Raw genomic sequence first — 21,187 nt, 5'->3', positions numbered from 1 at the left:
CCCTTGCCGCATGGGTGGCTGGCGGCAAGGGGCGGGATCGCGTGACAACAGATTGTGTGCGGCACAGAACGGTGCCGCCGTGCCGAAGGACGGCAATTACTTGCCGCTGTTGATCCGGTCCTGGATATGCCTGGCCCGCGCATCGGAGCCCGGGTGCGAGCTGAGCAGGCCCGACTGTCCGCCATCGAGCTTTGCCAGTTTCTGGAAGGCAGTGACCAGCGCCTGCCGGTTGGCGCCGTTCTTCGTCAGCAGGTTGAACGAGTAGTCGTCCGCCTCGCTTTCCTGGCGTTGCGAGAATTGCGCATTGATAAAGGTTTCGCCAAGTTCGCCAATCTGCGATGTCGACAGCGCCGTCAGCGTGGCGTAGCCGGTGGAGCCCAGCGCGCCGCGCGCGGCCGCTGCTGCGTAGGCTACCTGCATGGCCTTCTTTGTATGTCCCAGCGCCACGTGGCCGATCTCGTGGCCCAGCACGCCGCGCACTTCGTCGTCGGTCATCAGGTCCATCAGGCCGCTGTAGACGCGTACGCAGCCATTGGCCATGGCCCACGCGTTCACGTCCTTGGTCATGTAGACCTTGGCATCGAGCGGCAGCCCGGTGTTCTGCAGGCCGCCCATGATGTTCACCAGCCGTTTGGCGTAGGTGCTGTCCGCCGTGGCTAACGTATTCTTCTTGTCCATGTCGGCACAGGACTGGTCGGACAGCTGCTTGACGTTGGCGTCGCTGAGTGTGGCGGCGCTGAACAGGCTGCCACCGGCCTGGCTCAGGCTGTTCATGTCGGCGCCGGCACAGCCCGCGAGCAGTGTTGCGCAGCCGATGGCTGCAGCCGTAGCAATATAACGATTCATCTTTCGATTCCCTGATGGTCGGTCGTTGTCATGGAGGCGCAGGCAGAAAGCATAAGCAAGTGATTGCATGGCCGCCAGTGGAGTACGTCTGACAGGGCGGGCGGTGTAAGGTGGCGGCAGGGTGGCGACAAAGCCGGTGGCAACCGGGGCGTTCGCGCGAACCGGTGTTGGCGGGAATGGCGGTTATGTGGGCGATCGCACATAGCCATGTCGCAATCGAACGGTCCAGACGGCCTGCCTTGACTAACCTGAGAAAACGTCAGCGGCGCCAATAGCGCGTGGCACCATCGGAATCGTCGGTTTGTTCCGGTTGCGCTGTTCAGGCATCTCTGGCATTTCGGACAAGTGTCCGATCCGTATCAGCTTTTTGCGACACGCGATGCGCGGGAACCGGCCAGTTACGAGCGGGACCGCACATAATCTGGCGTTAATCCTGTCGCAAGATACATCCGTAGTAAATCCAGATGTATTGAAGATAGAACAAAAACAAGAACAATTGTTGTCGACACTGGGAATTGGCCGGCCGCAAGGCACGAGGGGCAAGTCATGTTTTGGCGCGCTGTGCATCAGGCTCCATTTCCGAATTTCGGCGACCAGTGCATGGGCGAGGCGGTAGCGGGCCGCGCCGTGGCTGGTGAAATCACGAAGGGAGAGGACTGGAGAACTGGAACATGCGCAGCCTGATCATCAATGCCGATGACTTCGGCCTTGATCGCGAAACCTTCAATACGACAGTGGACTGCTTCGAGGCGGGCCTGCTGACCAGCGCCACGATCATGGTCGGCTGCGACGCGTCTGCGCTGGCCTACGACTTTGCCCGGCAGAACCGCAAGCGCTTTTCGTTCGGACTGCATTTCAACATCGTCGATGGCTTCAAGCCGGTGGCGCCGGAGATCGACACGTCGCTGTGCGACGAGCCTGGTGCCTTTCGCGAAAGTGTGGACCAGCGCTATGCGGCCCTGATCGGCATGCTGACCACTTCGGACATCCGCCGCGAATTTCGCCTGCAAGTGGAGGAGCTGCGAGATCACCACGTGGAGGTGACGCATGTCGACAGCCACGGCCATCTGCACAAGTTCCCGAGCGTCATCTATTCGCTGCGCCAGGAAATGCGCCGTGCCGGCCTGACCTGGGTGCGCCGGCCGCAAAACATGTTCCTGAATCCGAACGGCAAACGGCGCATGGTGAACAACGTCTTCATGATCCCGTTCTGGGGAATGATGTACACCGACTACTACTGTGCGGTGGACCAGTGCGACGACACCTGGGCGAACCGCCTGCCCGACGTGCTGCCGAACGGGCTCACCGAAGTCTCCGTCCACCCTGGCCGCGCCGAAGCATGGCGGCTCAACGAGGCCGCGCCACTGCTGGCACCACGGGACCTGTCGAAGGCGCTGAAAAAGGCGGATATCTCGCTGACACGATATCGGGCCTGGGGCTGAGGCTCGGGGTACTGCGGCTCGGGGTACTGGAGACGGGGAAGCTGCTGCGGAAGACGTCCGGATCGGCGTCTCAAGAAAATCTGGTGCCCGGGGTCGGACTCGAACCGACACGCCTTGCGGCGGGGGATTTTGAGTCCCCTGCGTCTACCTGTTTCACCACCCGGGCATGGGCTTGGCGATGGACGGAAATGCACATCGCGCGCTGATGAACCGCCGATTATGCCGCAATTCCACTACATGGACAACAAGCGAACGCCCTGACCGGGCCACTGGGCAGCCAATCTCCGGCCAATCCCTGGCCGGCCCGGTTGGCCGATTGCCTAGCGTCCGCGCCGCGCATTGGTGGTGCGGCTGCGGTCATGGAAGCCGGGTGGCTTGCGGGCGATCCAGCGGATGAAGTCGGCCATGGCGGGATGGGCGCGCAGCATGTCCCAGTCGTGATAGGTGGTTGCCAGTTCGGCTTCGGTGAAGACCGAATGGATCTTCTGATGGCAGACGCGATGCATGGCGATGACCTCGCGCCCGCCCCGGCTGCGGGGTACGGGGTGGTGCAGGTCGGTGCTGGCGTCGTCGAGCAGCAGCCGTCCGCACAGCGGGCAGCGGGCCGGTCCCGGATCGGCGCCATCATCGGGGGCAATATCGGGTGGTCCGAGCTGCGGACCCTTGCCGGCGCGCAGCCGGCGCTTGACGACCATACGCAAATCCGCTGAAAAGAGGGTGCCTTGGCAGTTGCGGTAGGATAGCGCGCAACCGTCCCATGCCGTGTCGCCGCGACCTCACCGGAGCCGAGAGCCATGTCTGCCCAGCCGACCCTCGATGCCACGCCCACCGCCAGCCTTGCATCGCTGGCGGCCCTGCCTTCGCAGGATCCCGCCTTCTATGCCCAGGCCTACAACAATCGCGCCAATGTGCCGGACAATGCCGTTCATATGGCGCGCTGGGCGGCGGATTCGGCACTGGTGCGGGCCGGTATGGTGACGTACTTCGAGAACCTGGCCTATGGCGATGCGGATTCGCCGCTTGCCGAGACCGAGACGCTCGACTACTTCCCGGCGGCGCTGCGCGATGACGATGCGCCACCCCTGCTGGTGTTCCTGCACGGCGGCTATTACCGTGCGCTGGACAAGCGCGACCACAGCTTCGTGGCCAGCGTCCCCACGCGTCGCGGTGTGTCGGTGGCCGTGGTCAACTACGCGCTGTGCCCGGTGGTGACCGTGGAAACCATCGTGTGGCAGGTCATGCAATCGGTGGCGTGGCTGTATCGCGAGGCCGACCGGCTGGGCCACGATCGCAATCGCATGTTCCTGGCCGGGCATTCGGTGGGCGGACACCTGGTGACGATGCTGATGGCCGCGCTGTGGCCGCAGTTTTCCGACGACCTGCCGGCAGACCTGATCAAGGGCGGACTGTCGATCAGCGGTCTTTACGATCTGGAGCCGCTGCGTCGCGCCGAATTCCTGCAGGCCGACCTGCAGCTCAGCGAGGCCGATGTCGCGCGCCTGTCGCCGGCCTTCATGGTGCCGGCCACCGACGCGCCGCTGATTACTGCCGTGGGCGAACTTGAATCCAGCGAGTACCAGCGTCAGCACGCGCTGATCCGCGCGGCGTGGCCGGGCAACGCGCGTGACGATATCGCGCTGCCGGGCCGCCATCATTTCAACGCAATGGACGATTTGATGCGCGACGACAGCCAGTTGTCGCGTGCGTTGCTGGGGATGATCGCGGGCGTCTAGCCTGCATTCGCCACGCGCCTACTGCTTTTTCAGTTCCAGTACCTTCAGCAGCGACGACGTGTCGTCCTTGCCCCAGCCCTGATCCATCAGTTCGCCCAGCTGGGCGGCCGTGGCGCGCATGGCGGGCAGGTCCAGGCCGATTTCACCGGCGATATCGGCGGCCAGGCCAAAGTCCTTGGCGTGCAGCCGCGATTCGATGCCGGCGGAGAAATCGCGCGACACCATCTTCGGGCCCAGCAGGTCGAGCATGCGGCTGCCGGCAAAACCGGTGGACAGAGCCTGGAAGACCTTGCCGGTATCCACGCCCTGCGCACCGGCAAAGCGCATCGCCTCGGCAATGCCTTCGATATTGACTACCTGGGCAATCTGGTTGCACAGCTTGGCTACCTGGCCGGCACCATGGTCGCCGATATGGGTAATCGTCTTGCCCACGCATTCCAGTAGTGGTCGCACTTTCTCCAGATTATCGGCTTTGCCGCCGACCATGATTGTCAGCGTGCCGGCCTGCGCGCCGATGGTGCCGCCCGATACCGGGCAGTCGAGTGCCTCGATGCCCCTGGCGGCCAGCGCCTGGGCGATCTCGCGCGTGACGATGGGCGAGATCGTGCTGTGATCCACGCAGATGGTGCCCGGCGCGGCACCTTCGATCACGCCTTGCTGGCCCAGCAACACCTGGCGCACGTCTTCCGACGAGGTCACGTTGGTGAAGACGACGGCTGCGCCCTGTGCCGCCTCGGCGGGCGTGAAGAACGGCTCGGCGCCAAGCTGGCGCGCGGCGTCGGCCGCTTCGGGGCGGCGCACAAAGGCGCGCACGGTGTGGCCGGCGCCGATCAGGTGACCGACCATCGGCGCGCCCATCGCGCCCAGGCCGATAAATGCCACGGTAGTCATGAATGCTTCCTTGTTACTTGTCGCCTGCATAGGCGAACTTGCCCTTGCGGATGGTGCCCATCACGCGGGCACGCTGGTCAAAACCCTGGTGGTCCTGCGCGCTGAGGTTCAGCACGCCATTGGGCACGGTCAGGTTCCTTGTCGATTCGATGGCGTCGCGCAGTGCGCTGCGGAACGCCGGGGTGCCGGGCCGGGCGCCGGTCTTCAGGGCGCGCCGGCTGGCATCGTCCAGCAGCAGCCAGGCGCCCCAGGCGTCGCCGGCGAATTGCGTGACGGTGTCGGCGCCGTACTTCGCTTCATAGCGCTTGACGAAATCCAGCGCCACCTTCTTCGCCGGATGACTGTCGGGTAGCTCCCGCGCCACCACGACAGGCCCGGTGGGAAACAGCGTCCCTTCCACGTCCTTGCCGCCAATGCGCAGGAAATCCCACGAGGCAATGCCGTGCGTCTGATAGATGCTGCCTTTGTAGCCACGCTCGTTGAGCGCCTTCTGTGGCAGCGCGGCCGGCGTGCCCGAACCGGCGATCAGAATGGCATCGGGGTTGGCCGCAATCAGCTTGAGCACCTGGCCCGTGACCGATGTGTCCATGCGACCGAAGCGCTCCTGCGCCACCACGCGCAGGTGTCGCATCTCGGCCATTTTCGAGAATTCGCGCCACCAGCTTTCGCCGTAGGCGTCGTTGAAGCCAATAAAGCCGACGGTCTTCACGCCGTGGTTGACCATGTACTCGGTCAGCAGCGTCGCCATCAGTGCGTCGTTCTGCGGCATCTTGAAGGCCCAGCGGCGGCGCGTATCGGCCTGCGGTTCGACGACGCTGGCGGACGCAGCCAGCGCCACCATTGGCGTGCCGGTCTCGGCGAGCGCATCGAGCGCGGCGATCGCGTTCGGCGTGATGTTCGGGCCGACGATCACATCGACCTTGTCTTCGGCAATGAACTTGCGCACGTTGCGCACCGCGGCGGCCGGGTCGGTGCCGTCGTCCAGCGCGATGTACTGGGCGCGCTGGCCGCCCAGCGTCTGCGGCCACAACTGCACGGTATTGGCCGACGGAATGCCAATGGCCGCGGCGGAGCCTGTCAGTGACAGGTCGACCCCGACGCGGATATCGGCACGCGCGGCACCGATCAGGCACATCGACATCACAGGCAGCAGGAACTGACGCAGGCGCATGGACAACCTCCGAAACGTGACAGCATGACAGCGGTGGAAGAAAAAACGTCGATCTGGCGCTTGCTCCAGGGCCGGACTTCTCGCCCCTTGTTTCGCGCCCTTACTTCTCGTCCTTACTTCTCGTCCTTACTTCGCGGCCCTACTTCGCGGCCAGTCGCCACAGCGACGTGACCTCGGCCTTGCGCGCGGCAAACAGCGGATCGTCGGCGTCGGCGGCCTTGGGGTGCCGTGGCCGGATATCGGAGCGGCCCAGTACCTTGAGCCCCGCCGTATCAATCCAGCCCAGCAGTTCGTCGCGCGAGCGCAGGCCCAGATGCTCGGCAAAGTCCGACAGGATCAGCCAGCCCTGACCGCCCGGCTCCAGATGCGCGGCCAGGCCGTTCAGGAAGCCACGCAGCATGCGGCTGTCGGGGTCGAACACCGCATGCTCGATCGGCGAGCTTGGCCGTGCCGGCACCCAGGGCGGGTTGCAGACCACCAGCGGGGCGCGGCCCTCGGGGAACAGGTCGGCCTCGATAATCTCGACCTGTTTCGCCAGGCCAAGCCGGTCGATGTTCTCGCGTGCGCAGCCCAGCGCGCGCGGGTCCTGGTCGGTGCCGACCACGCGCTTTACGCCGCGCTGGGCCAGCAGGGCAGCCAGCACGCCGGTGCCGGCGCCGATGTCGAAGGCCAGTGCCGTGGACGGCAGCGCTTCCCTGGCTACCAGTTCGATGTATTCGCCGCGTACCGGCGAGAACACGCCGTACCAGGGATGGATGCGCTCGCCCAGCACCGGGATCTCGACACCCTTCCTGCGCCACTCGTAGGCGCCGATCAGGCCCAGCAGCTCGCGCATCGACGCCACATAGGGCCCGTCGCTCTTGCCATAGACCTGTTCGCAGGCTTCATGCACGTCGGGCGCGCGGCGCAGCGGCACCACATGGCCGGCCTCGAACGGCAGCAGCAGCATGCCCAGCGTACGGGCACGTTGCGACTGCGCCAGCCGGTGCTTGTGGAACGACTCGGTCAGGCTGGCCGGCGCCTTGGTGGCGCCGCGCGCCTTGCGCTGGGGTTTGCGGTCCACACGGCGCGCCATGGCCTGCAGCAGCTGGCGGGCATTCTGGAAATCACCGCGCCAGAGCAGGGCGGTGCCCTCGCTGGCAAGCCGGTAGGCCGTATCGGCCGGGGTCTGGTCGTCGGCAATCACCACGCGCTTCGGCGGCGGCAGGCCGGCCTCGGAACGCCACGGCGCGCTGCGCTCGGCGCCATCCTCGGTCCAGTGGATAGTGGGGAGGGAATCCATCGTTTACTTATATAGGTAGAGTTCTCGCGCGCCGTGAGTGGCGTCAAGAAGATGAAGCGAAGCGGTTCTGGCCAGACACGCGACCGCAGACGGTGCAAGTGGTACGGCAAGGTCGCGCAATGACGCCAGAATCATTTTGTTGGTGCCTCTTACAGCTCGTAAGCTTCGTGGTCGCCGGACATCGCTTGCTCGACGAGCTTGCGGTTCAGTGTCGGCGAAAACAGCTCGATGAAGGTATAGACGAAGCTGCGCAGGTAGGCGCCCTGCTTTACAGCCAGATGGGTTACGTTGGTGCCGAACAGGTGGCCGGCAGGGATGCCGCGCAGGTTGCGGTCGCGTTCGGGGTCGAAGGCCAGGCCGGCCACGATGCCGACACCGAGGCCGACTTCCACGTAGGTCTTGATCACGTCGGCGTCGATGGCTTCGAGCACGATGTCCGCCTCCAGGTGACGCAGCGCGAACGCCTTGTCGATCTTCGGCCGACCGGCAAAGTTCACGTCGTACGTGATCAGCGGATAGCCGGCCAGATCCTCCAGCGTCAGGTGCTTCTTTTCCAGTAGCGGGTGATCAGGTGGCGCAATCACCACATGTTGCCATTGATGGCCGGGCAGCGACACCAGCGCCTTGTCGCTGGAGATGCCCTCGGTGGCGATGCCGATATCGGCCTGGTCGTGCAGGATCATGTCGGCGATCTGCGCCGGCGTGCCCTGCTGGATCGACAACCGCACCTTCGGGTAGCGCTTGGTGAACTCGGCAATCACGCGCGGCAGGGCATAGCGGGCCTGGGTGTGCGTGGTGGCGATGGTGAAGTTGCCCTGGTCCTGCGCGGCGTAGTCCTTGCCCACGCGCTTCAGGCTTTCCACCTCCTGCAGGATCTTTTCCACCGACACGAGGATGCGCCGGCCCGGTTCCGTGAGGCTCCGGATGCGCTTGCCGTGGCGTGTGAAGATATCGACACCCAGCTCTTCCTCCAGCTCGATAATCGCCTTGGAAACGCCTGGTTGTGATGTGTAGAGCGCTTTTGCGGCCTCTGTCAGGTTGAAATTCTGGCGGACGGCCTCGCGCACGAAGCGAAACTGGTGAAGATTCATATAACTTCGCTCGTATAAACAAACAACTTCTTATTAGTTTGAGATATGAGGCGAGTTTATTACGATTCTCGAACTTTGTTAAACGTTCGCCTGCCCGAATTGCGTCTGCGCCCAGCCTGAAAAGGTGGTGCCGGCACCACCGGAGCAAAGGCGCAGTCGAGAAGCCCCCGATGTCCCTTGCCTATACCGTTTCCGGTCTGCTGGTAGGTCTCCTGGTCGGTCTGACCGGGGTAGGCGGGGGTTCGCTCATGACGCCGCTGCTGACGCTGCTGTTCGGCTTCTCGCCGGCCACGGCGGTCGGTACCGACCTGGCGTTCGCTTCCATTACCAAGGGTTTCGGCACCATCGCCCATCGTGCACACGGCCATGTGCAGTGGCAGGTGGTGCGCCGCCTGTGCCTGGGCAGCCTGCCCGCCGCGCTGGCCGCCATCCTGGTGCTCAAGAGCGCCGGCGAACTCAATGCCCAGTGGCTGCACGCGATCCGCGTGACGATCGGCGTCTCGGTGCTGCTGACCGTGCTGTCGCTGCTGTTCCGCAAGCAGATGCTGGCGTGGCTGGAACGCAACCCGCGCTTCCAGCTGGAAGGCCGCGCGCAGGTGGTGGCAACGGTAATCGTTGGCGCCGTGATCGGCGTGCTGGTCACCGTGTCGTCGATTGGCGCAGGTGCCGTTGGCGCCACGCTGATCCTGCTGCTGTATCCCCACATGAAGCCGGCCGAAGTGGCTGGCACCGATATCGCCTATGCCGTGCCGCTCACGGCCGTGGCCGGGCTGGGCCACGTGTGGCTTGGCACCGTCGACTGGAATTTGTTGCTGGCGCTGCTGGTGGGCTCGATCCCCGGCATCTGGCTCGGTGCGCAACTGTCGCGGGCGCTGCCCGAACGGCTCGTGCGCGCCGCACTGGCGACGACGCTGACCCTCGTCGCCATCAAGCTCGTTTCCTAAGCATTCAACGAATACTGAACGGACCCACACCATGTATCAGTACGATCAATACGACCAGCGCATCGTCCAGGAACGTGTCGCGCAATTCCGCGACCAGGTGCGCCGCCGCCTGTCGGACGAACTGACCGAGGAAGAATTCCTGCCGCTGCGCCTGCAGAACGGCCTGTACATGCAGCGCCACGCGTACATGCTGCGCGTAGCCATTCCGTACGGCCTGCTGGCCTCGAAGCAGCTGCGCATGCTGGGCCACATCGCCCGCGAGTACGACCGTGGCTATGGCCATTTCTCCACGCGCCAGAACATCCAGTACAACTGGATGGACCTGGAGCGCGTGCCCGACGTGCTGGCGGACCTGGCCAGCGTCGAGATGCACGGCATCCAGACCTCGGGCAACTGCGTGCGCAACATCACCACCGACCAGTTTGCCGGCGTGGCGCCGGACGAGTCGGTAGACCCGCGCGTGCTGGCCGAACTGCTGCGCCAGTGGAGCACGTTCCAGCCCGAATTCGCGTTCCTGCCGCGCAAGTTCAAGATCGCGATCTCGGCCACCAAGGATGACCGCGCCGTGGTGCAGATGCACGACATCGGCATCTATGCGTACAAGAACGCAGAGGGCGAGACGCGCCTGCGCATCCTGGCCGGTGGCGGCCTGGGCCGTACGCCGATCCTGGGCACGATCATCAAGGAAGACCTGCCGTGGCAGCACATGCTGACCTACGTGGAGTCTGCCATCCGCGTGTACAACCGCTATGGTCGTCGCGACAACAAGTACAAGGCCCGCATCAAGATCCTGGTGAAGGCCATCGGCGCCGAGAAGTTCGCCGCCGAAGTGGAAGAAGAGTGGAAGTTCAGCAAGGACGGCCCCGGCACGCTGACGCAGGCCGAGTTCGACCGCGTGGCGCAGTACTTCGCGCCGCCGGCCTACGAAAAGCTGGCCGACACCGACGCATCGTTCGAAAAGCACCTGCTCGAGAACAAGGCATTCGCACGCTGGGTCAGCCGCAACGTGCGCGCGCACCGCGTGCCGGGCTACGCATCGGTCACGCTGTCGACCAAGCCGGGCCCCGTGTCGCCTCCGGGCGACGCCACGGCCGAACAGATGGAAACGGTGGCCGACTTCGCCGACCGCTACGGCTTTGGCGAACTGCGCGTGGCGCACGAGCAGAACCTGGTGCTGCCGGACGTGAAGAAGCACGACCTGTTCGCGCTGTGGGAAGAGGCAAGGAAGGCTGGTCTGGCAACGGCCAATATCGGCCTGCTGACCGACATCATCGCCTGCCCGGGCGGCGACTTCTGCTCGCTGGCCAATGCCAAGTCGATTCCGATCGCGCTGGGAATCCAGGAACGCTTCGACGACCTCGACTATGTCTATGACCTGGGCGAAGTGTCGCTGAACATCTCCGGCTGCATCAACGCCTGCGGCCACCACCATGTGGGCAACATCGGCGTGCTCGGCGTCGACAAGGACGGCTCGGAGTGGTACCAGGTCACGCTGGGTGGCGCCCAGGGCAACGACTCGGCGATCGGCAAGGTGATTGGCCCGTCGTTCAGCGCCGAGGAAATGCCCGAAGTGGTGACCCGCATCATCGACACGTTCGTGACCAACCGTGCCGGCGACGAGCGCTTCATCGAAACGTTTGCCCGTATCGGCATCGCCCCGTTCAAGGAGCGCGTGTACGCCGACAAGCAGCGTGAAGAGCGCGCCGAAGCCTGACGAACGAGAGACATTGAACATGGCAAAGATCATTCAACTGCAACGCGACGACGCAGGCCAATTCCGTCCCGTCATCGTGGAAGACAACTGGACCGTGCTGCGCGCGACCGAGGAACAGCCGCTGGACGAAGCCCGCATTGCCGCCGTGGCAAAGGGCACCGACGCCGTGCTGTTCCCGCTGTCGGCGTGGAAGGCCCATGAGGCACTGCTGGCTGGCCGCGACAAGGCCATCACCGGCGTGTGGCTGGCGCCGGAAGACGAGCCGGGCGATGTCGAGGCGCTCTTTGACCGCGTGTCGGTCGTCGCCGTCGATTTTCCGGTGTTCCGCGATGGCCGCGGCTTCTCGTCGGCCTACCTGCTGCGCACCCGCTACCACTGGGCCGGCCAGCTGCGCGCCATCGGCGACGTGCTGCGCGACCAGCTGAATTTCATGAAGCGCTGCGGCTTCGATACGTTCGCCGTGCGTGCGGACAAGAACATCGAGGACGCGATCAAGGGCTTTACCGAGTTCACCGTGGCCTACCAGGCATCGGTGGACGAGCCGCTGCCGCTGTTCCGCCGTGCACGCGCCGACGTGACCGACGCAACGGCCCGGGGCGCGGCATGAGCTCCGTGATTTCCGCAATCCCCGTGGTCGATGAATCGGCTTCGGTCTCGTCGCTGCGCCCGCCAGCGCTGTGGACGAAGCCCGAGTACACGGGTTCGGTCGAGGCGCTCGAAGCCAAGGAGCGCGAACTGGCCGAGCGCCTGTCGGGCATCGCCGCACGCTTCTTCCGCGCGCGCTTTGCCACGAGCCTGGCTGCCGAAGACATGGTGCTGACCGATGCGATCCTGCGCGGCGGCGAAGCGGTGCGCGCCGGCATCCGCGTGTTCACGCTGAACACGGGCCGCATGCACGCCGAGACGCTGGCCGTGCTGGACCAGGTGAAGGACCACTACGGCTACTCGGTCGAGCAGTTCACGCCCGACCAGGAAGCGGTGGACAACTACCTGCGCAACCATGGCCTGAACGCGTTCTACGACAGCGTGGACCTGCGCAAGAGCTGCTGCGGCATCCGCAAGGTGGAACCGCTGAACCGCGCGCTGTCGCATGCCGACGCCTGGATGACCGGCCAGCGCCGCGAACAGGCCGTGACGCGCGCCGAGCTGCCGTTCGAGGAAGTGGACGACGCACGCGGCATTCCCAAGTTCAACCCGCTGGCGGACTGGACCGAGGCCGAAGTATGGGCCTACCTGACGCGCCACAACGTGCCCGTCAACGCGCTGCACGCCAAGGGCTACCCCAGCATTGGCTGCGAGCCGTGTACGCGGGCGGTGAAGGCCGGCGAGGACGTCCGCGCGGGCCGGTGGTGGTGGGAAAGCCGGGATTCGAAAGAGTGCGGGCTCCACGAACAGAACATCAAGCACTGAACAGAATTAGTAGAGGCCAGAACGACATGGGCATCATGAACGACATCGCAGACGCAGGCGTGGCCGCCAACGTGGAACACCTGCTGCAGGTCCAGAACGACCACCTCGACCGGCTCGAAGCCGAGTCGATCTACATCATCCGCGAGGTGGTGGCCGAGTGCCGCAACCCGGCGCTGCTGTTCTCGGGCGGCAAGGATTCGATCGTCATGCTGCACCTGGCGCTGAAGGCCTTCCGCCTGGGCGACCGCAAGGTGGAGCTGCCGTTCCCGCTGGTACATATCGACACCGGCCACAACTACCCGGAAGTGATCACGTTCCGTGACCAGCGCGTGGCCGAACTGGGCGCGCGCCTGGTGGTGGGCCATGTGGAAGATTCGATCAAGCGCGGCACCGTGCGCCTGCGCAAGGAAACCGACTCGCGTAACGCCGCACAGGCCGTGACGCTGCTGGAAACCATCGAGGCGCACCAGTTCGACGCGCTGATGGGCGGCGCCCGCCGCGACGAAGAGAAGGCCCGTGCCAAGGAGCGCATCTTCTCGTTCCGCGACGAGTTCGGCCAGTGGGACCCGAAGGCCCAGCGCCCGGAACTGTGGAGCCTGTACAACGCCCGCATGGCGCAGGGCGAACAGATGCGCGTGTTCCCGATCTCGAACTGGACCGAGCTGGATGTGTGGCAGTACATCGCCCGCGAAAACCTGGCCCTGCCGCCGATCTACTACGCGCACCAGCGCGAAGTAGTGCGCAAGAACGGCCTGCTGGTGCCGGTGACGCCGATCACGCCGAAGCAGGATGGTGACGTCAGCGAAGTGATGTCGGTCCGCTTCCGTACCGTGGGCGATATCAGCTGCACCTGCCCGGTTGCCAGCGTTGCCGCATCGCCGGTGGAGATCATCGCCGAGACCGCGGTGACCGAGATCACCGAGCGCGGTGCCACCCGCATGGACGACCAGACGAGCGAGGCCTCCATGGAGCGCCGCAAGAAGGAAGGCTACTTCTAAGCCGACGCAGCAGAGGAATACGACAATGTCTCACCAATCCCAACACCAAGGCCTGCTGCGTTTCATCACCGCGGGTTCCGTCGATGACGGCAAGAGCACGCTGATCGGCCGCCTGCTGTTCGACAGCAAGGCTGTGCTGTCCGACCAGCTGACCGCGCTGGCCAACGCCAAGAACAAGCGCACTGCCGGCGAGGAGATCGATTTCTCGCTGCTGACCGACGGCCTGGAGGCCGAGCGCGAGCAGGGCATCACGATCGACGTGGCGTATCGCTATTTCTCCACGGCGCGCCGCAAGTTCATCATCGCCGACACGCCGGGCCACGAGCAGTACACGCGCAACATGGTCACGGGCGCCTCGACCGCCCACGCTGCCATCGTGCTGGTGGACGCCACGCGCGTCACGGTCACAAATGGCCGTGCCGAACTGCTGGCCCAGACCAAGCGCCATTCGGCGATCCTGAAGCTGCTGGAACTGCAGCACGTGATCGTGGCCGTGAACAAGATGGACCTGGTCGAATACAGCGAACAGCGCTTCAACGAAATCCGCGCGGCCTACGGCGAGCTGGCCGAGCAGCTGGGCCTGAAGGATGTGACGTACGTGCCGGTGTCGGCGCTGCGCGGCGACAACATCGTGCACGCCAGCGACGCCATGCCGTGGTACCAGGGCGAGCCGCTGCTGCCGCTGCTGGAAGCCCTGCCGGTGGAAGACGTGGCCCCCGAGGGCGACGCCGCGCTGCGTTTCCCGGTGCAGCTGGTGGTGCGCCAGGACGGCTCTGCCGCCGATGATTTCCGTGGCTACGCCGGCCGCGTGGAAGCCGGTACCGTGCGCGTGGGCCAGAAGCTGCGCGTGCTGCCGGCCAACCGCGAAGCCGTGGTGGCCGAGGTGCTGACGCCCAATGGTTCGGCCGATTCGGCCAACGCCGGCGACACGGTGACCGTGCGCCTGGCCGAAGACGTCGATGTATCGCGCGGTGACATGTTCGTGGCCGTCGACGCCTCGGCAGCATCGGCCAGGAAGCTGACGGCCGACCTGTGCTGGTTCGACGACGAATCGCTGAACCCGTCGCGCAAGTACGTGCTCAAGCACACCACGGCCAGCGTGTTCGCGCGCGTGTCGACGGTGGATCGCGTGCTGGACGTGCATACGCTGTCGCACGAGACCGGTCGCCACGAGATCAACCTGAACGACATCGGGTCGGTGCAGCTCTCGCTGCAGAAGCCTATCGTCTGCGACACGTACGGCGACAACCCCGCTACGGGCGCCTTCGTGCTGATCGACGAAGCCACCAACCATACGGTGGCGGCGGGCATGATCCGTGCGTATGCCTGATATCGTCCAGGCTGGACAGATCGGATAACGGTGGCAAAGATGAACGCGCAGAAGGCAACGTCGACCGGCAAGGTGTACCTGATTGGTGCAGGCCCCGGTGCGGCCGACCTCATTACGGTGCGTGGCGCACGGCTGTTGGGCGAGGCCCAGGTCGTGTTGCACGACGCGCTGGTGTCGCCCGAGATGCTGGCCTGGTGTCCCCAGGCCGAGCTGATCGAGGTGGGCAAGCGCTGCGGCCAGCGATCGACCGCGCAGCTGTTCATCAACCGCCAGATCGTCGACCTGGCCAGCAAGTACGAGCGCGTGGTGCGCCTGAAGGGCGGCGATCCGATGCTGTTCGGCCGTGCCGACGAGGAATTGCAGGCGCTGGAAGCGGCTGGCATCGAGTATGAAGTGGTGCCGGGCATTACCGCTGCCCTGGCGGCGGCCAGCGCCATCGCACGGCCGCTGACCAAGCGCGGCGTATCGCGCAGCGTGGCGTTTGCCACCCAGGCCAAGGCGGCCGATGCAATCGACGTCGAGGCTGACGTCAAGGCCGACACCATCGTCTATTACATGGGCCGCGACCAGGCGGCCAATATTGCCGCGCAGCTGATGGCGCGCGGCAAGCCGGCATCCACGCCCGCCTGGGTGGTGGAGGCGGCAACCACGTCAAACCAGCGCAGCCGGCAGTTCACGCTGCGCCAGATGGCGGCGGGCGAGGCGGCGCGCTGGATGGATCCGGTACAGCCGAGCCTGCTGATGATTGGCGAGGCGTTGGGAACCCGCGCAACCGAGCTTGTCGAAGAACAGGCGCAGGACGAGCGGGCGGCGTGAGGGGTAGCAGTAGATAGCAAAAAGGCCAGGAAGCGATTCCTGGCCTTTTTCATTCGGGTTGTCCTTCAATGGCTGCCGGTGGGCGCGGCCGATGGGCCCGAGGAGACCGCCTGCGCGCAATAGGCCGCAATGGCATCGAGCACGCTATCGATCTCGCCCACTGCGGTAGCGGCCTCGATCCGCACGCCGGGATACTTTGCCCGGCATTCGTCGATCAGCAACGGGAAGTCTCGCCGCAGATGGCCGCCCTGGCCAAAGAAGACCGGCACCACGGTCATCGTATCGACGCCAGCGCCGGCCAGTTCGTCAATGGCGTCCGCCAGCGACGGCGCCATCAACTCCAGAAAGGCCAGCCGGACCGCACAACCGGGCAGCAGCGCCGAAAGCCTGGCGTGCAACCGGTCGAACGGCTCGCGCCAGCGGGCGTCGCGGGCGCCGTGGCCAAACAGGACGATGGCTTGCCTGGGCGCGGTCATCGTCAATGCCGGTCCACCCAGCGCAACGATGTCAGCGCAATGGTCAGGTAGAGCGTGCCGGGCACCAGCGCCGAGACGATCGGCGGCCAGGTATGCAGCAGGCCCACATGCGAGAACAGTGTGTTGGCAAGGTGGAACGACAGGCCCAGCATGATGCCGCCGAAGACCTTCACGCCCACCGCGCCGGCCCGCGCATGCAGGTAGGCAAACGGCAGGGCCAGCGCCACCATCACGAACAGCGTCAGCGGATAGACCACCTTCTTCCAGAACGCGATCTCGTAGCGCTGCGTGTCCTGCTTGTTGTCGCGCAGATGGCGGATATAGCGGAACAGGTCCAGCGTCGACATCCGTTCCGGAGTCACCAGCAGCACCGAGAGGATCTGCGGCGTCAGTTCGGAGTGCATCACCATGTTCGGGAACAGGGCCTGCTCGGCGCGGAAGTCGGGCGCCAGCGCGTCGCGCTGGGCGGCCGGCTGCTGGCTTGCTGGCAGATCGCGCAGTTCGGCAAAACGGGTCTCGTTGACGTCGTTGAGCTGCCATTGCTGCCCGCCCTGGTAGCGGCCCTCCTTGGCGACGCGGATCACGCGCAGGCGGTAATCCTTGTCGAACTCGTAGATCGTGATGCCGGTGATCGACTGGTCCGCCTTCAGGCCCTGGACGTTGACAAAGCGAGTGATCTCTCCGCCACCCGCAGCGTCACGGTCGCGGTCCTTGACCCAGACCCCCGACCGGAAGCCCGACGATACCGTGGCGCCAATCGCCTCAAGCTTGATCTTCTGCGCGTACTGCTCGGCCGCCGGGCCGATGAACTCGCCAAAGATGAAGGTCACCACCGCCAGCGGCACGGCGAGCTTGAACAGCGAGAACAGCGCCTGGCGCGTGTTCAGGCCGGCCACGCGGAAGATCGTGTACTCGGACTGGCTTGCCAGCTGCGAGAACACGTAGATGGCGCTGATCAGCACGGCAATCGGCAGCACCTCGTAGACCCGCGTGGGCGCCTGCAGCATGACGTGGACGAACGCCACCAGCGACGTGTAGTTGCCCTGCACGCTCTCCAGTTCGCTGAGCATGTCGAAGAAGATGAACAGCGCCAGCACCGCGAACAGGATGAACGCGAAGACGCCATAGATCAGCCGCGCGAAGTAGCGCTCATAGACGGCCAGGATCCTCATGCCTTGCTCCCGCCGCTTGCGCCATTTGCGACCTTGGCCGGCTTCCTGAGCCGGTGCAGGCCGAACACCGCCCGCCAGCCGCCCAGGCTGCGGTTCGCGCGGTATCGGAACATCATCAGCGCGCACAGGAACACGATGAGGTGGATCGGCACCAGCGCCCCCCAGAACGACAGCGATCCCGAGCGCACCCAGGCCTGGGCCAGGTTGATCAGGTTGCTGTACGTCAGGTAGATCAGCACGGCGAACACCAGCGGCGTATAGCGGCCCAGACGCGGGTTCACATACGCCAGCGGGATGGCGATCATCACGAAATTGAAGGCCAGGATCGGCAGCGACACGCGCCACAGCAGCTCGCCCAGGTTTTCCCGGGTGGGATTGCGCAGCAGGTCGATCGTGTCGCGGCTCTTGGCGGGCAGGTCGGCTTCGGTCTCGGGCGGCTTGTTGTCAACCTTGACGGCATATTTATCGAATTCGATGATCCGATAGTTAAGCTGGCCCGGGATGCCGGCGTAGCGGCGGCCGTGCTCCATGACCACCAGCCGGTCGCCGTTCGGCTGGGTCTCGAACTGGCCCTGGTGCGACAGCGCCACCCCGATCTTGCCGGCCTCGGAATTTGCAACAAAAACGTTACGGGCGTGCTTCATGTCGGCGTCGATGCCTTCGATGAACAGCACGTAGTTGCCGTTGGCGGGCTCGATGAAGCGCCCGGAGGCGATCATCGACAGCACGCCACGCTGCTGGAAGCGGTCGCGGAACAGTGCGCTCTGCTGGTTGGCCCACGGCCAGGCGAACGTGCCCAGCAGCAGCGCCATGATGAAGAAAGGCGTGGCGAACTGCAGCACCGGCTTGACCAGGTCGCGCAGCGAGATGCCGGCCGAGAACCACACCACCATCTCGGAGTCCTTGTACCAGCGGGTCAGGACGATCAGCGTCGAGATGAACAGCGTGGCCGACAGCAGGATCGACAGGTAGCCAATGGTGGCCAGGCCGATCAGCATCAGCACGTCGTTGGGGCTGGCCTTGCCGTTGGCGGCCATGCCCAGGATGCGGATCACGAGTGACGTCAGCATGAACGTCAGCATCACCAGGAACACCGCACCGGCGGTGTAGGCGAGCTCGCGTCGCAGGGCTTGTTGAAAAATCATGCACCAATCGCTTCCGGCTTCCGGCCGGAACGGGCGATATGCCGGGGGCCGAGAGACTGGCAGGACCGCGGGCTGTCAGCTTGCAGGATCGGCGGTGGCAGATCGCGGATGAAAATCGCGGATAATGGGGGCTTTCTTTTCGACGAGCCCCTGGAAGGAAGCGCGATGGAATTTAGCACAAAAGCCCTGGATCTGAGCAAAGCCGGCCAAAATGGTTTCCTGGCCACCAAGACCGACTGCCTGGTGGTGGGCCTTTTCGAGGGCCAGAATCTTGCCGGTGTAGGCAAGGCGCTGGACGTGGCCACCAAGGGGCTGGTGGCGCGCCTGGTCAAGCAGGGCGACTTCGAAGGCAAGCGCGGCACCCATCTGATGCTGCACGAAGTGGCTGGCATCGGCGCCGCCCGCGTGCTGCTGGTGGGGCTGGGCAAGGAAGTCGAATTTACCGACAAGGCCTTTGCCGAGGCCGTGCGCACGGCCATGCGTGCGCTGGGCGGCACGCGCGCCACATCGGCGCTCTGGTGCCTGGCACAGCAGGTGCCGTCGCAGCGCGACGTGGCCTGGGCCGTGATCACGACGATCAGCATCGTGCGCGAGGCCGGCTACCGCCTGCTGGAGCGCCATCCCGAACTCAAGCGCCCGACCAAGGGCGCCGGCACGGCCGACAAGCCCACGCTGCGCAAGATCGTGCTGGCCGTGGACGCCGCCGACGCCAAGACGGCCACCCAGGCCGTGGTGCGCGGCACGGCCATCGCCAACGGCATGGAACTGACGCGCGACCTAGGCAACCTGCCGTCGAACATCTGCACGCCGACCTACCTGGCCAATACCGCGCGCGGCATCGCCAAGAAGCACAAGCTCAAGGTGGAAATCCTGGGCCGCAAGCAGATCGAGGCGCTGAACATGGGCGCCTTCCTGGCCGTGACCAAGGGCAGCGTGGAGCCGCCGCAGTTCATCGTGCTGCGCTATGACGGCGCCAGCGCCAAGGCCGCGCCGGTCGTGCTGGTGGGCAAGGGCATCACGTTCGACACCGGTGGCATCTCGCTGAAGCCGGGCGAGGGCATGGACGAGATGAAGTACGACATGTGCGGCGCGGCGTCGGTGCTGGGCACGATCCAGGCCGTGGCCGAGATGGGCCTGAAGCTGAACGTGATCGCCGTGGTGCCCACCTGCGAGAACATGCCGGCCGGCAACGCCACCAAGCCGGGCGACGTGGTGGTCAGCATGTCGGGCCAGACCATCGAGATCCTGAATACGGATGCCGAAGGCCGCCTGATCCTGTGCGACGCGCTGACCTACGTGGAGCGCTTCAAGCCCGCGGCCGTGGTCGACGTGGCAACCCTGACCGGCGCCTGCATCATCGCGCTGGGCCATGTGAACAGCGGCCTGTACGCCCGCAGCGACATGCTGGCCGACCAGCTGCTCAACGCCGGCCGCAAGGCCATGGACACCGCCTGGCGCCTGCCGCTGGACGACGACTACCAGGACCAGCTCAAGTCGAATTTCGCCGACATGGCGAACATTGGCGGCCGTCCGGCGGGCAGCGTCACGGCGGCGTGCTTCCTGGCGCGCTACACCGAAAAGTACGACTGGGCTCACCTGGACATCGCCGGTACCGCCTGGAAGAGCGGCGCCGCCAAGGGGGCCACCGGCCGTCCGGTGCCGCTGCTGACGCAGTTCCTGATGGACCGTGCCGGGTAACCGGCCAATCGAAGGCAGCACAGGATGACGCGCATCGACTTCCACAGCAACGTGCCGGATACGCTGGCCTACGTCTGCCGCCTGGTCCGCAAGGCCTATGGGGCAGGGCAGAAGGTGGTGGTGTTTGGCGCCCCGCAGCAGCTGGCGCAGCTTGACGCGCGGCTGTGGTCGTTCTCGCCGCTCGACTTCCTGCCGCATTGCGGGCTGGACAGCCCCAATGCGGCGGTGACGCCGATCATCCTGGCGGCCACGCTGGAATCGGTGCCGCACCACCAGCTGCTGGTGAACATTGCGCCGGAAGCCCCGGCGCAGTTCGCCAGCTTCGAGCGGCTGATCGAGGTGGTGGGCGCCACCCCCGACGCCCGCGACGCGGGCCGCGAGCGCTATCGTTTCTATCGTGAGCGCGGGTATCCGCTCACGCACCATGACATCGGGCAGGCCAAAGGAGAATCGGCATGAGCGAACGCACGACATCGCGGGTGATTCCGCGGTTGGGCCCCAATGACAGCGTGCCGTTGCTGACCGAAATCGTCGAACTGCCAGACGCGGCATTCGATGCCCCAACCCAGCCGCTGGGTCAGCCGCTGGATTACCCGCAGCCGACCACGCGCCACGGCGCCACGGTCATCGATACCGCCGACATGCCCGATTCGGGCGTGGTAACGGCGGTCGGCGACATCGGTTCCGTGGCCGGCACCGCAGCCGACACCGAGGCGCCGATGGTCGACACGGCCGCCTTCCTGCCCGGCGAGGATGACTTGCGCGCCGTACGCACCGAACTGCTGACGCGCGTGATGATGCGCTTTCGCACCGAATGGCCGCAGGTGGTGGAGGCGCATACCGAGGCCACGCTGCAGTCACGCCTGGCCCCGCTGACCGCGCAACTGGCCAGCGAACTGACGCAGGCGCTGGAGGCCCGGCTCGTGGAGTGGCTCGACGCCACGCTGGAAGAGATCGAAAGGGATCCGGGCGGGGTTTGACGCCAACCTGTGATGGATTTCTCCCCTCTCCCGCCGCGCGGCAGAGGG

The 21,187-nt window shown here is 65.3% G+C and carries 21 protein-coding genes and 1 tRNA gene; 12 read left to right on the top strand and 10 right to left on the bottom strand.

The window, feature by feature from the left end; translation table 11 throughout:
- Window positions 1–96: 96 nt before the first annotated feature.
- On the bottom strand, window positions 97–846 hold the full coding sequence (loiP, locus tag ACOABP_RS05575; RefSeq protein ID WP_474227320.1) for a metalloprotease LoiP: 750 nt from the start codon (window positions 844–846) through the stop codon (window positions 97–99).
- Between the two features lie 671 nt (window positions 847–1,517).
- On the opposite strand from loiP, the gene ACOABP_RS05570 reads away from it, so the two are divergent.
- A complete protein-coding gene (locus ACOABP_RS05570; protein ID WP_474227319.1) occupies window positions 1,518–2,288 on the top strand; it encodes a ChbG/HpnK family deacetylase in 771 nt (256 codons plus the stop codon).
- An 81-nt stretch (window positions 2,289–2,369) separates the two neighbouring features.
- On the opposite strand, the gene ACOABP_RS05565 is transcribed toward ACOABP_RS05570, so the two are convergent.
- Window positions 2,370–2,454: transfer RNA gene (locus ACOABP_RS05565), tRNA-Leu, on the bottom strand.
- 154 nt (window positions 2,455–2,608) lie between these two features.
- Window positions 2,609–2,983, bottom strand: coding sequence for an HNH endonuclease family protein (locus ACOABP_RS05560; protein WP_474227318.1), 375 nt, complete (start codon window positions 2,981–2,983; stop codon window positions 2,609–2,611).
- Window positions 2,984–3,082: 99 nt separating this feature from the next.
- Here ACOABP_RS05560 and ACOABP_RS05555 point away from each other — a divergent pair, with 99 nt between their 5' ends.
- Complete coding sequence (locus ACOABP_RS05555; RefSeq protein WP_474227317.1) at window positions 3,083–4,021, top strand: alpha/beta hydrolase; 939 nt, start codon at window positions 3,083–3,085, stop codon at window positions 4,019–4,021.
- 18 nt (window positions 4,022–4,039) lie between these two features.
- On the opposite strand, the gene ACOABP_RS05550 is transcribed toward ACOABP_RS05555, so the two are convergent.
- From ACOABP_RS05550 to ACOABP_RS05535, 4 genes are all read right to left on the bottom strand, one after another.
- A complete protein-coding gene (locus tag ACOABP_RS05550; RefSeq protein WP_474227316.1) occupies window positions 4,040–4,912 on the bottom strand; it encodes an NAD(P)-dependent oxidoreductase in 873 nt (290 codons plus the stop codon).
- 13 nt (window positions 4,913–4,925) lie between these two features.
- The gene (locus ACOABP_RS05545) at window positions 4,926–6,083 is read right to left on the bottom strand and encodes an ABC transporter substrate-binding protein (RefSeq protein WP_474227315.1); all 1,158 of its coding nucleotides are present in this window, start codon (window positions 6,081–6,083) and stop codon (window positions 4,926–4,928) included.
- A gap of 139 nt (window positions 6,084–6,222) precedes the next feature.
- Window positions 6,223–7,365 carry a methyltransferase gene (locus ACOABP_RS05540; RefSeq protein WP_474227314.1) on the bottom strand — a complete coding sequence of 381 codons (1,143 nt, stop codon included), beginning with the start codon at window positions 7,363–7,365 and terminating at the stop codon, window positions 6,223–6,225.
- A 149-nt stretch (window positions 7,366–7,514) separates the two neighbouring features.
- Window positions 7,515–8,456, bottom strand: a complete 942-nt coding sequence (locus ACOABP_RS05535; RefSeq protein WP_474227313.1) for a CysB family HTH-type transcriptional regulator — start codon at window positions 8,454–8,456, stop codon at window positions 7,515–7,517.
- A 170-nt stretch (window positions 8,457–8,626) separates the two neighbouring features.
- Here ACOABP_RS05535 and ACOABP_RS05530 point away from each other — a divergent pair, with 170 nt between their 5' ends.
- From ACOABP_RS05530 to cobA, 7 genes are read left to right on the top strand one after another with little or no spacing between them, the layout of a single operon-like run.
- Window positions 8,627–9,400, top strand: a complete 774-nt coding sequence (locus ACOABP_RS05530) for a sulfite exporter TauE/SafE family protein (protein WP_066732011.1) — start codon at window positions 8,627–8,629, stop codon at window positions 9,398–9,400.
- Window positions 9,401–9,431: 31 nt separating this feature from the next.
- Window positions 9,432–11,114: a nitrite/sulfite reductase gene (locus ACOABP_RS05525; protein ID WP_474227312.1), complete on the top strand. Its 1,683-nt coding sequence runs from the start codon at window positions 9,432–9,434 to the stop codon at window positions 11,112–11,114.
- A 19-nt stretch (window positions 11,115–11,133) separates the two neighbouring features.
- On the top strand, window positions 11,134–11,721 hold the full coding sequence (locus tag ACOABP_RS05520; RefSeq protein ID WP_474227311.1) for a DUF934 domain-containing protein: 588 nt from the start codon (window positions 11,134–11,136) through the stop codon (window positions 11,719–11,721).
- Window positions 11,718–12,524 carry a phosphoadenylyl-sulfate reductase gene (locus tag ACOABP_RS05515; RefSeq protein ID WP_474227310.1) on the top strand — a complete coding sequence of 269 codons (807 nt, stop codon included), beginning with the start codon at window positions 11,718–11,720 and terminating at the stop codon, window positions 12,522–12,524. Before ACOABP_RS05520 ends, ACOABP_RS05515 begins: the two co-directional genes overlap by 4 nt.
- Before the next feature lie 26 nt (window positions 12,525–12,550).
- Complete coding sequence (cysD, locus tag ACOABP_RS05510) at window positions 12,551–13,522, top strand: sulfate adenylyltransferase subunit CysD (protein WP_474227309.1); 972 nt, start codon at window positions 12,551–12,553, stop codon at window positions 13,520–13,522.
- A 25-nt stretch (window positions 13,523–13,547) separates the two neighbouring features.
- Complete coding sequence (locus ACOABP_RS05505; protein WP_474227308.1) at window positions 13,548–14,852, top strand: sulfate adenylyltransferase subunit 1; 1,305 nt, start codon at window positions 13,548–13,550, stop codon at window positions 14,850–14,852.
- A gap of 39 nt (window positions 14,853–14,891) precedes the next feature.
- Window positions 14,892–15,668 (top strand): uroporphyrinogen-III C-methyltransferase, encoded by a 777-nt coding sequence (gene cobA / locus ACOABP_RS05500; protein WP_474227307.1) that lies wholly within the window; start codon window positions 14,892–14,894, stop codon window positions 15,666–15,668.
- Between the two features lie 65 nt (window positions 15,669–15,733).
- Here cobA and ACOABP_RS05495 read toward each other — a convergent pair whose 3' ends face one another.
- Genes ACOABP_RS05495 through lptF form a run of 3 tightly spaced genes read right to left on the bottom strand, consistent with a single transcriptional unit; the run spans window position 15,734 to window position 18,461 of the window.
- Complete coding sequence (locus tag ACOABP_RS05495; protein WP_474227306.1) at window positions 15,734–16,144, bottom strand: sirohydrochlorin chelatase; 411 nt, start codon at window positions 16,142–16,144, stop codon at window positions 15,734–15,736.
- A 2-nt stretch (window positions 16,145–16,146) separates the two neighbouring features.
- On the bottom strand, window positions 16,147–17,316 hold the full coding sequence (gene lptG, locus ACOABP_RS05490) for an LPS export ABC transporter permease LptG (RefSeq protein WP_474227305.1): 1,170 nt from the start codon (window positions 17,314–17,316) through the stop codon (window positions 16,147–16,149).
- Window positions 17,313–18,461 (bottom strand): LPS export ABC transporter permease LptF, encoded by a 1,149-nt coding sequence (lptF, locus tag ACOABP_RS05485; protein WP_474227304.1) that lies wholly within the window; start codon window positions 18,459–18,461, stop codon window positions 17,313–17,315. Before lptF ends, lptG begins: the two co-directional genes overlap by 4 nt.
- 165 nt (window positions 18,462–18,626) lie before the next feature.
- Here lptF and ACOABP_RS05480 point away from each other — a divergent pair, with 165 nt between their 5' ends.
- From ACOABP_RS05480 to ACOABP_RS05470, 3 genes are read left to right on the top strand one after another with little or no spacing between them, the layout of a single operon-like run.
- On the top strand, window positions 18,627–20,159 hold the full coding sequence (locus ACOABP_RS05480; protein ID WP_474227303.1) for a leucyl aminopeptidase: 1,533 nt from the start codon (window positions 18,627–18,629) through the stop codon (window positions 20,157–20,159).
- A gap of 24 nt (window positions 20,160–20,183) precedes the next feature.
- Window positions 20,184–20,618, top strand: a complete 435-nt coding sequence (locus ACOABP_RS05475; RefSeq protein ID WP_474227302.1) for a DNA polymerase III subunit chi — start codon at window positions 20,184–20,186, stop codon at window positions 20,616–20,618.
- Entirely contained in the window at window positions 20,615–21,139 is a 525-nt protein-coding gene (locus ACOABP_RS05470; RefSeq protein WP_474227301.1) for a hypothetical protein, read from the top strand. The genes ACOABP_RS05475 and ACOABP_RS05470 overlap by 4 nt, the downstream gene beginning before the upstream one ends.
- Window positions 21,140–21,187: the final 48 nt, after the last annotated feature.

The sequence above is a fragment of the Cupriavidus sp. HE11 genome (assembly GCF_056097175.1).
Note: the sequence above shows the minus strand (reverse complement) of the source record. Positions and strands in the feature narration are given on the sequence as shown.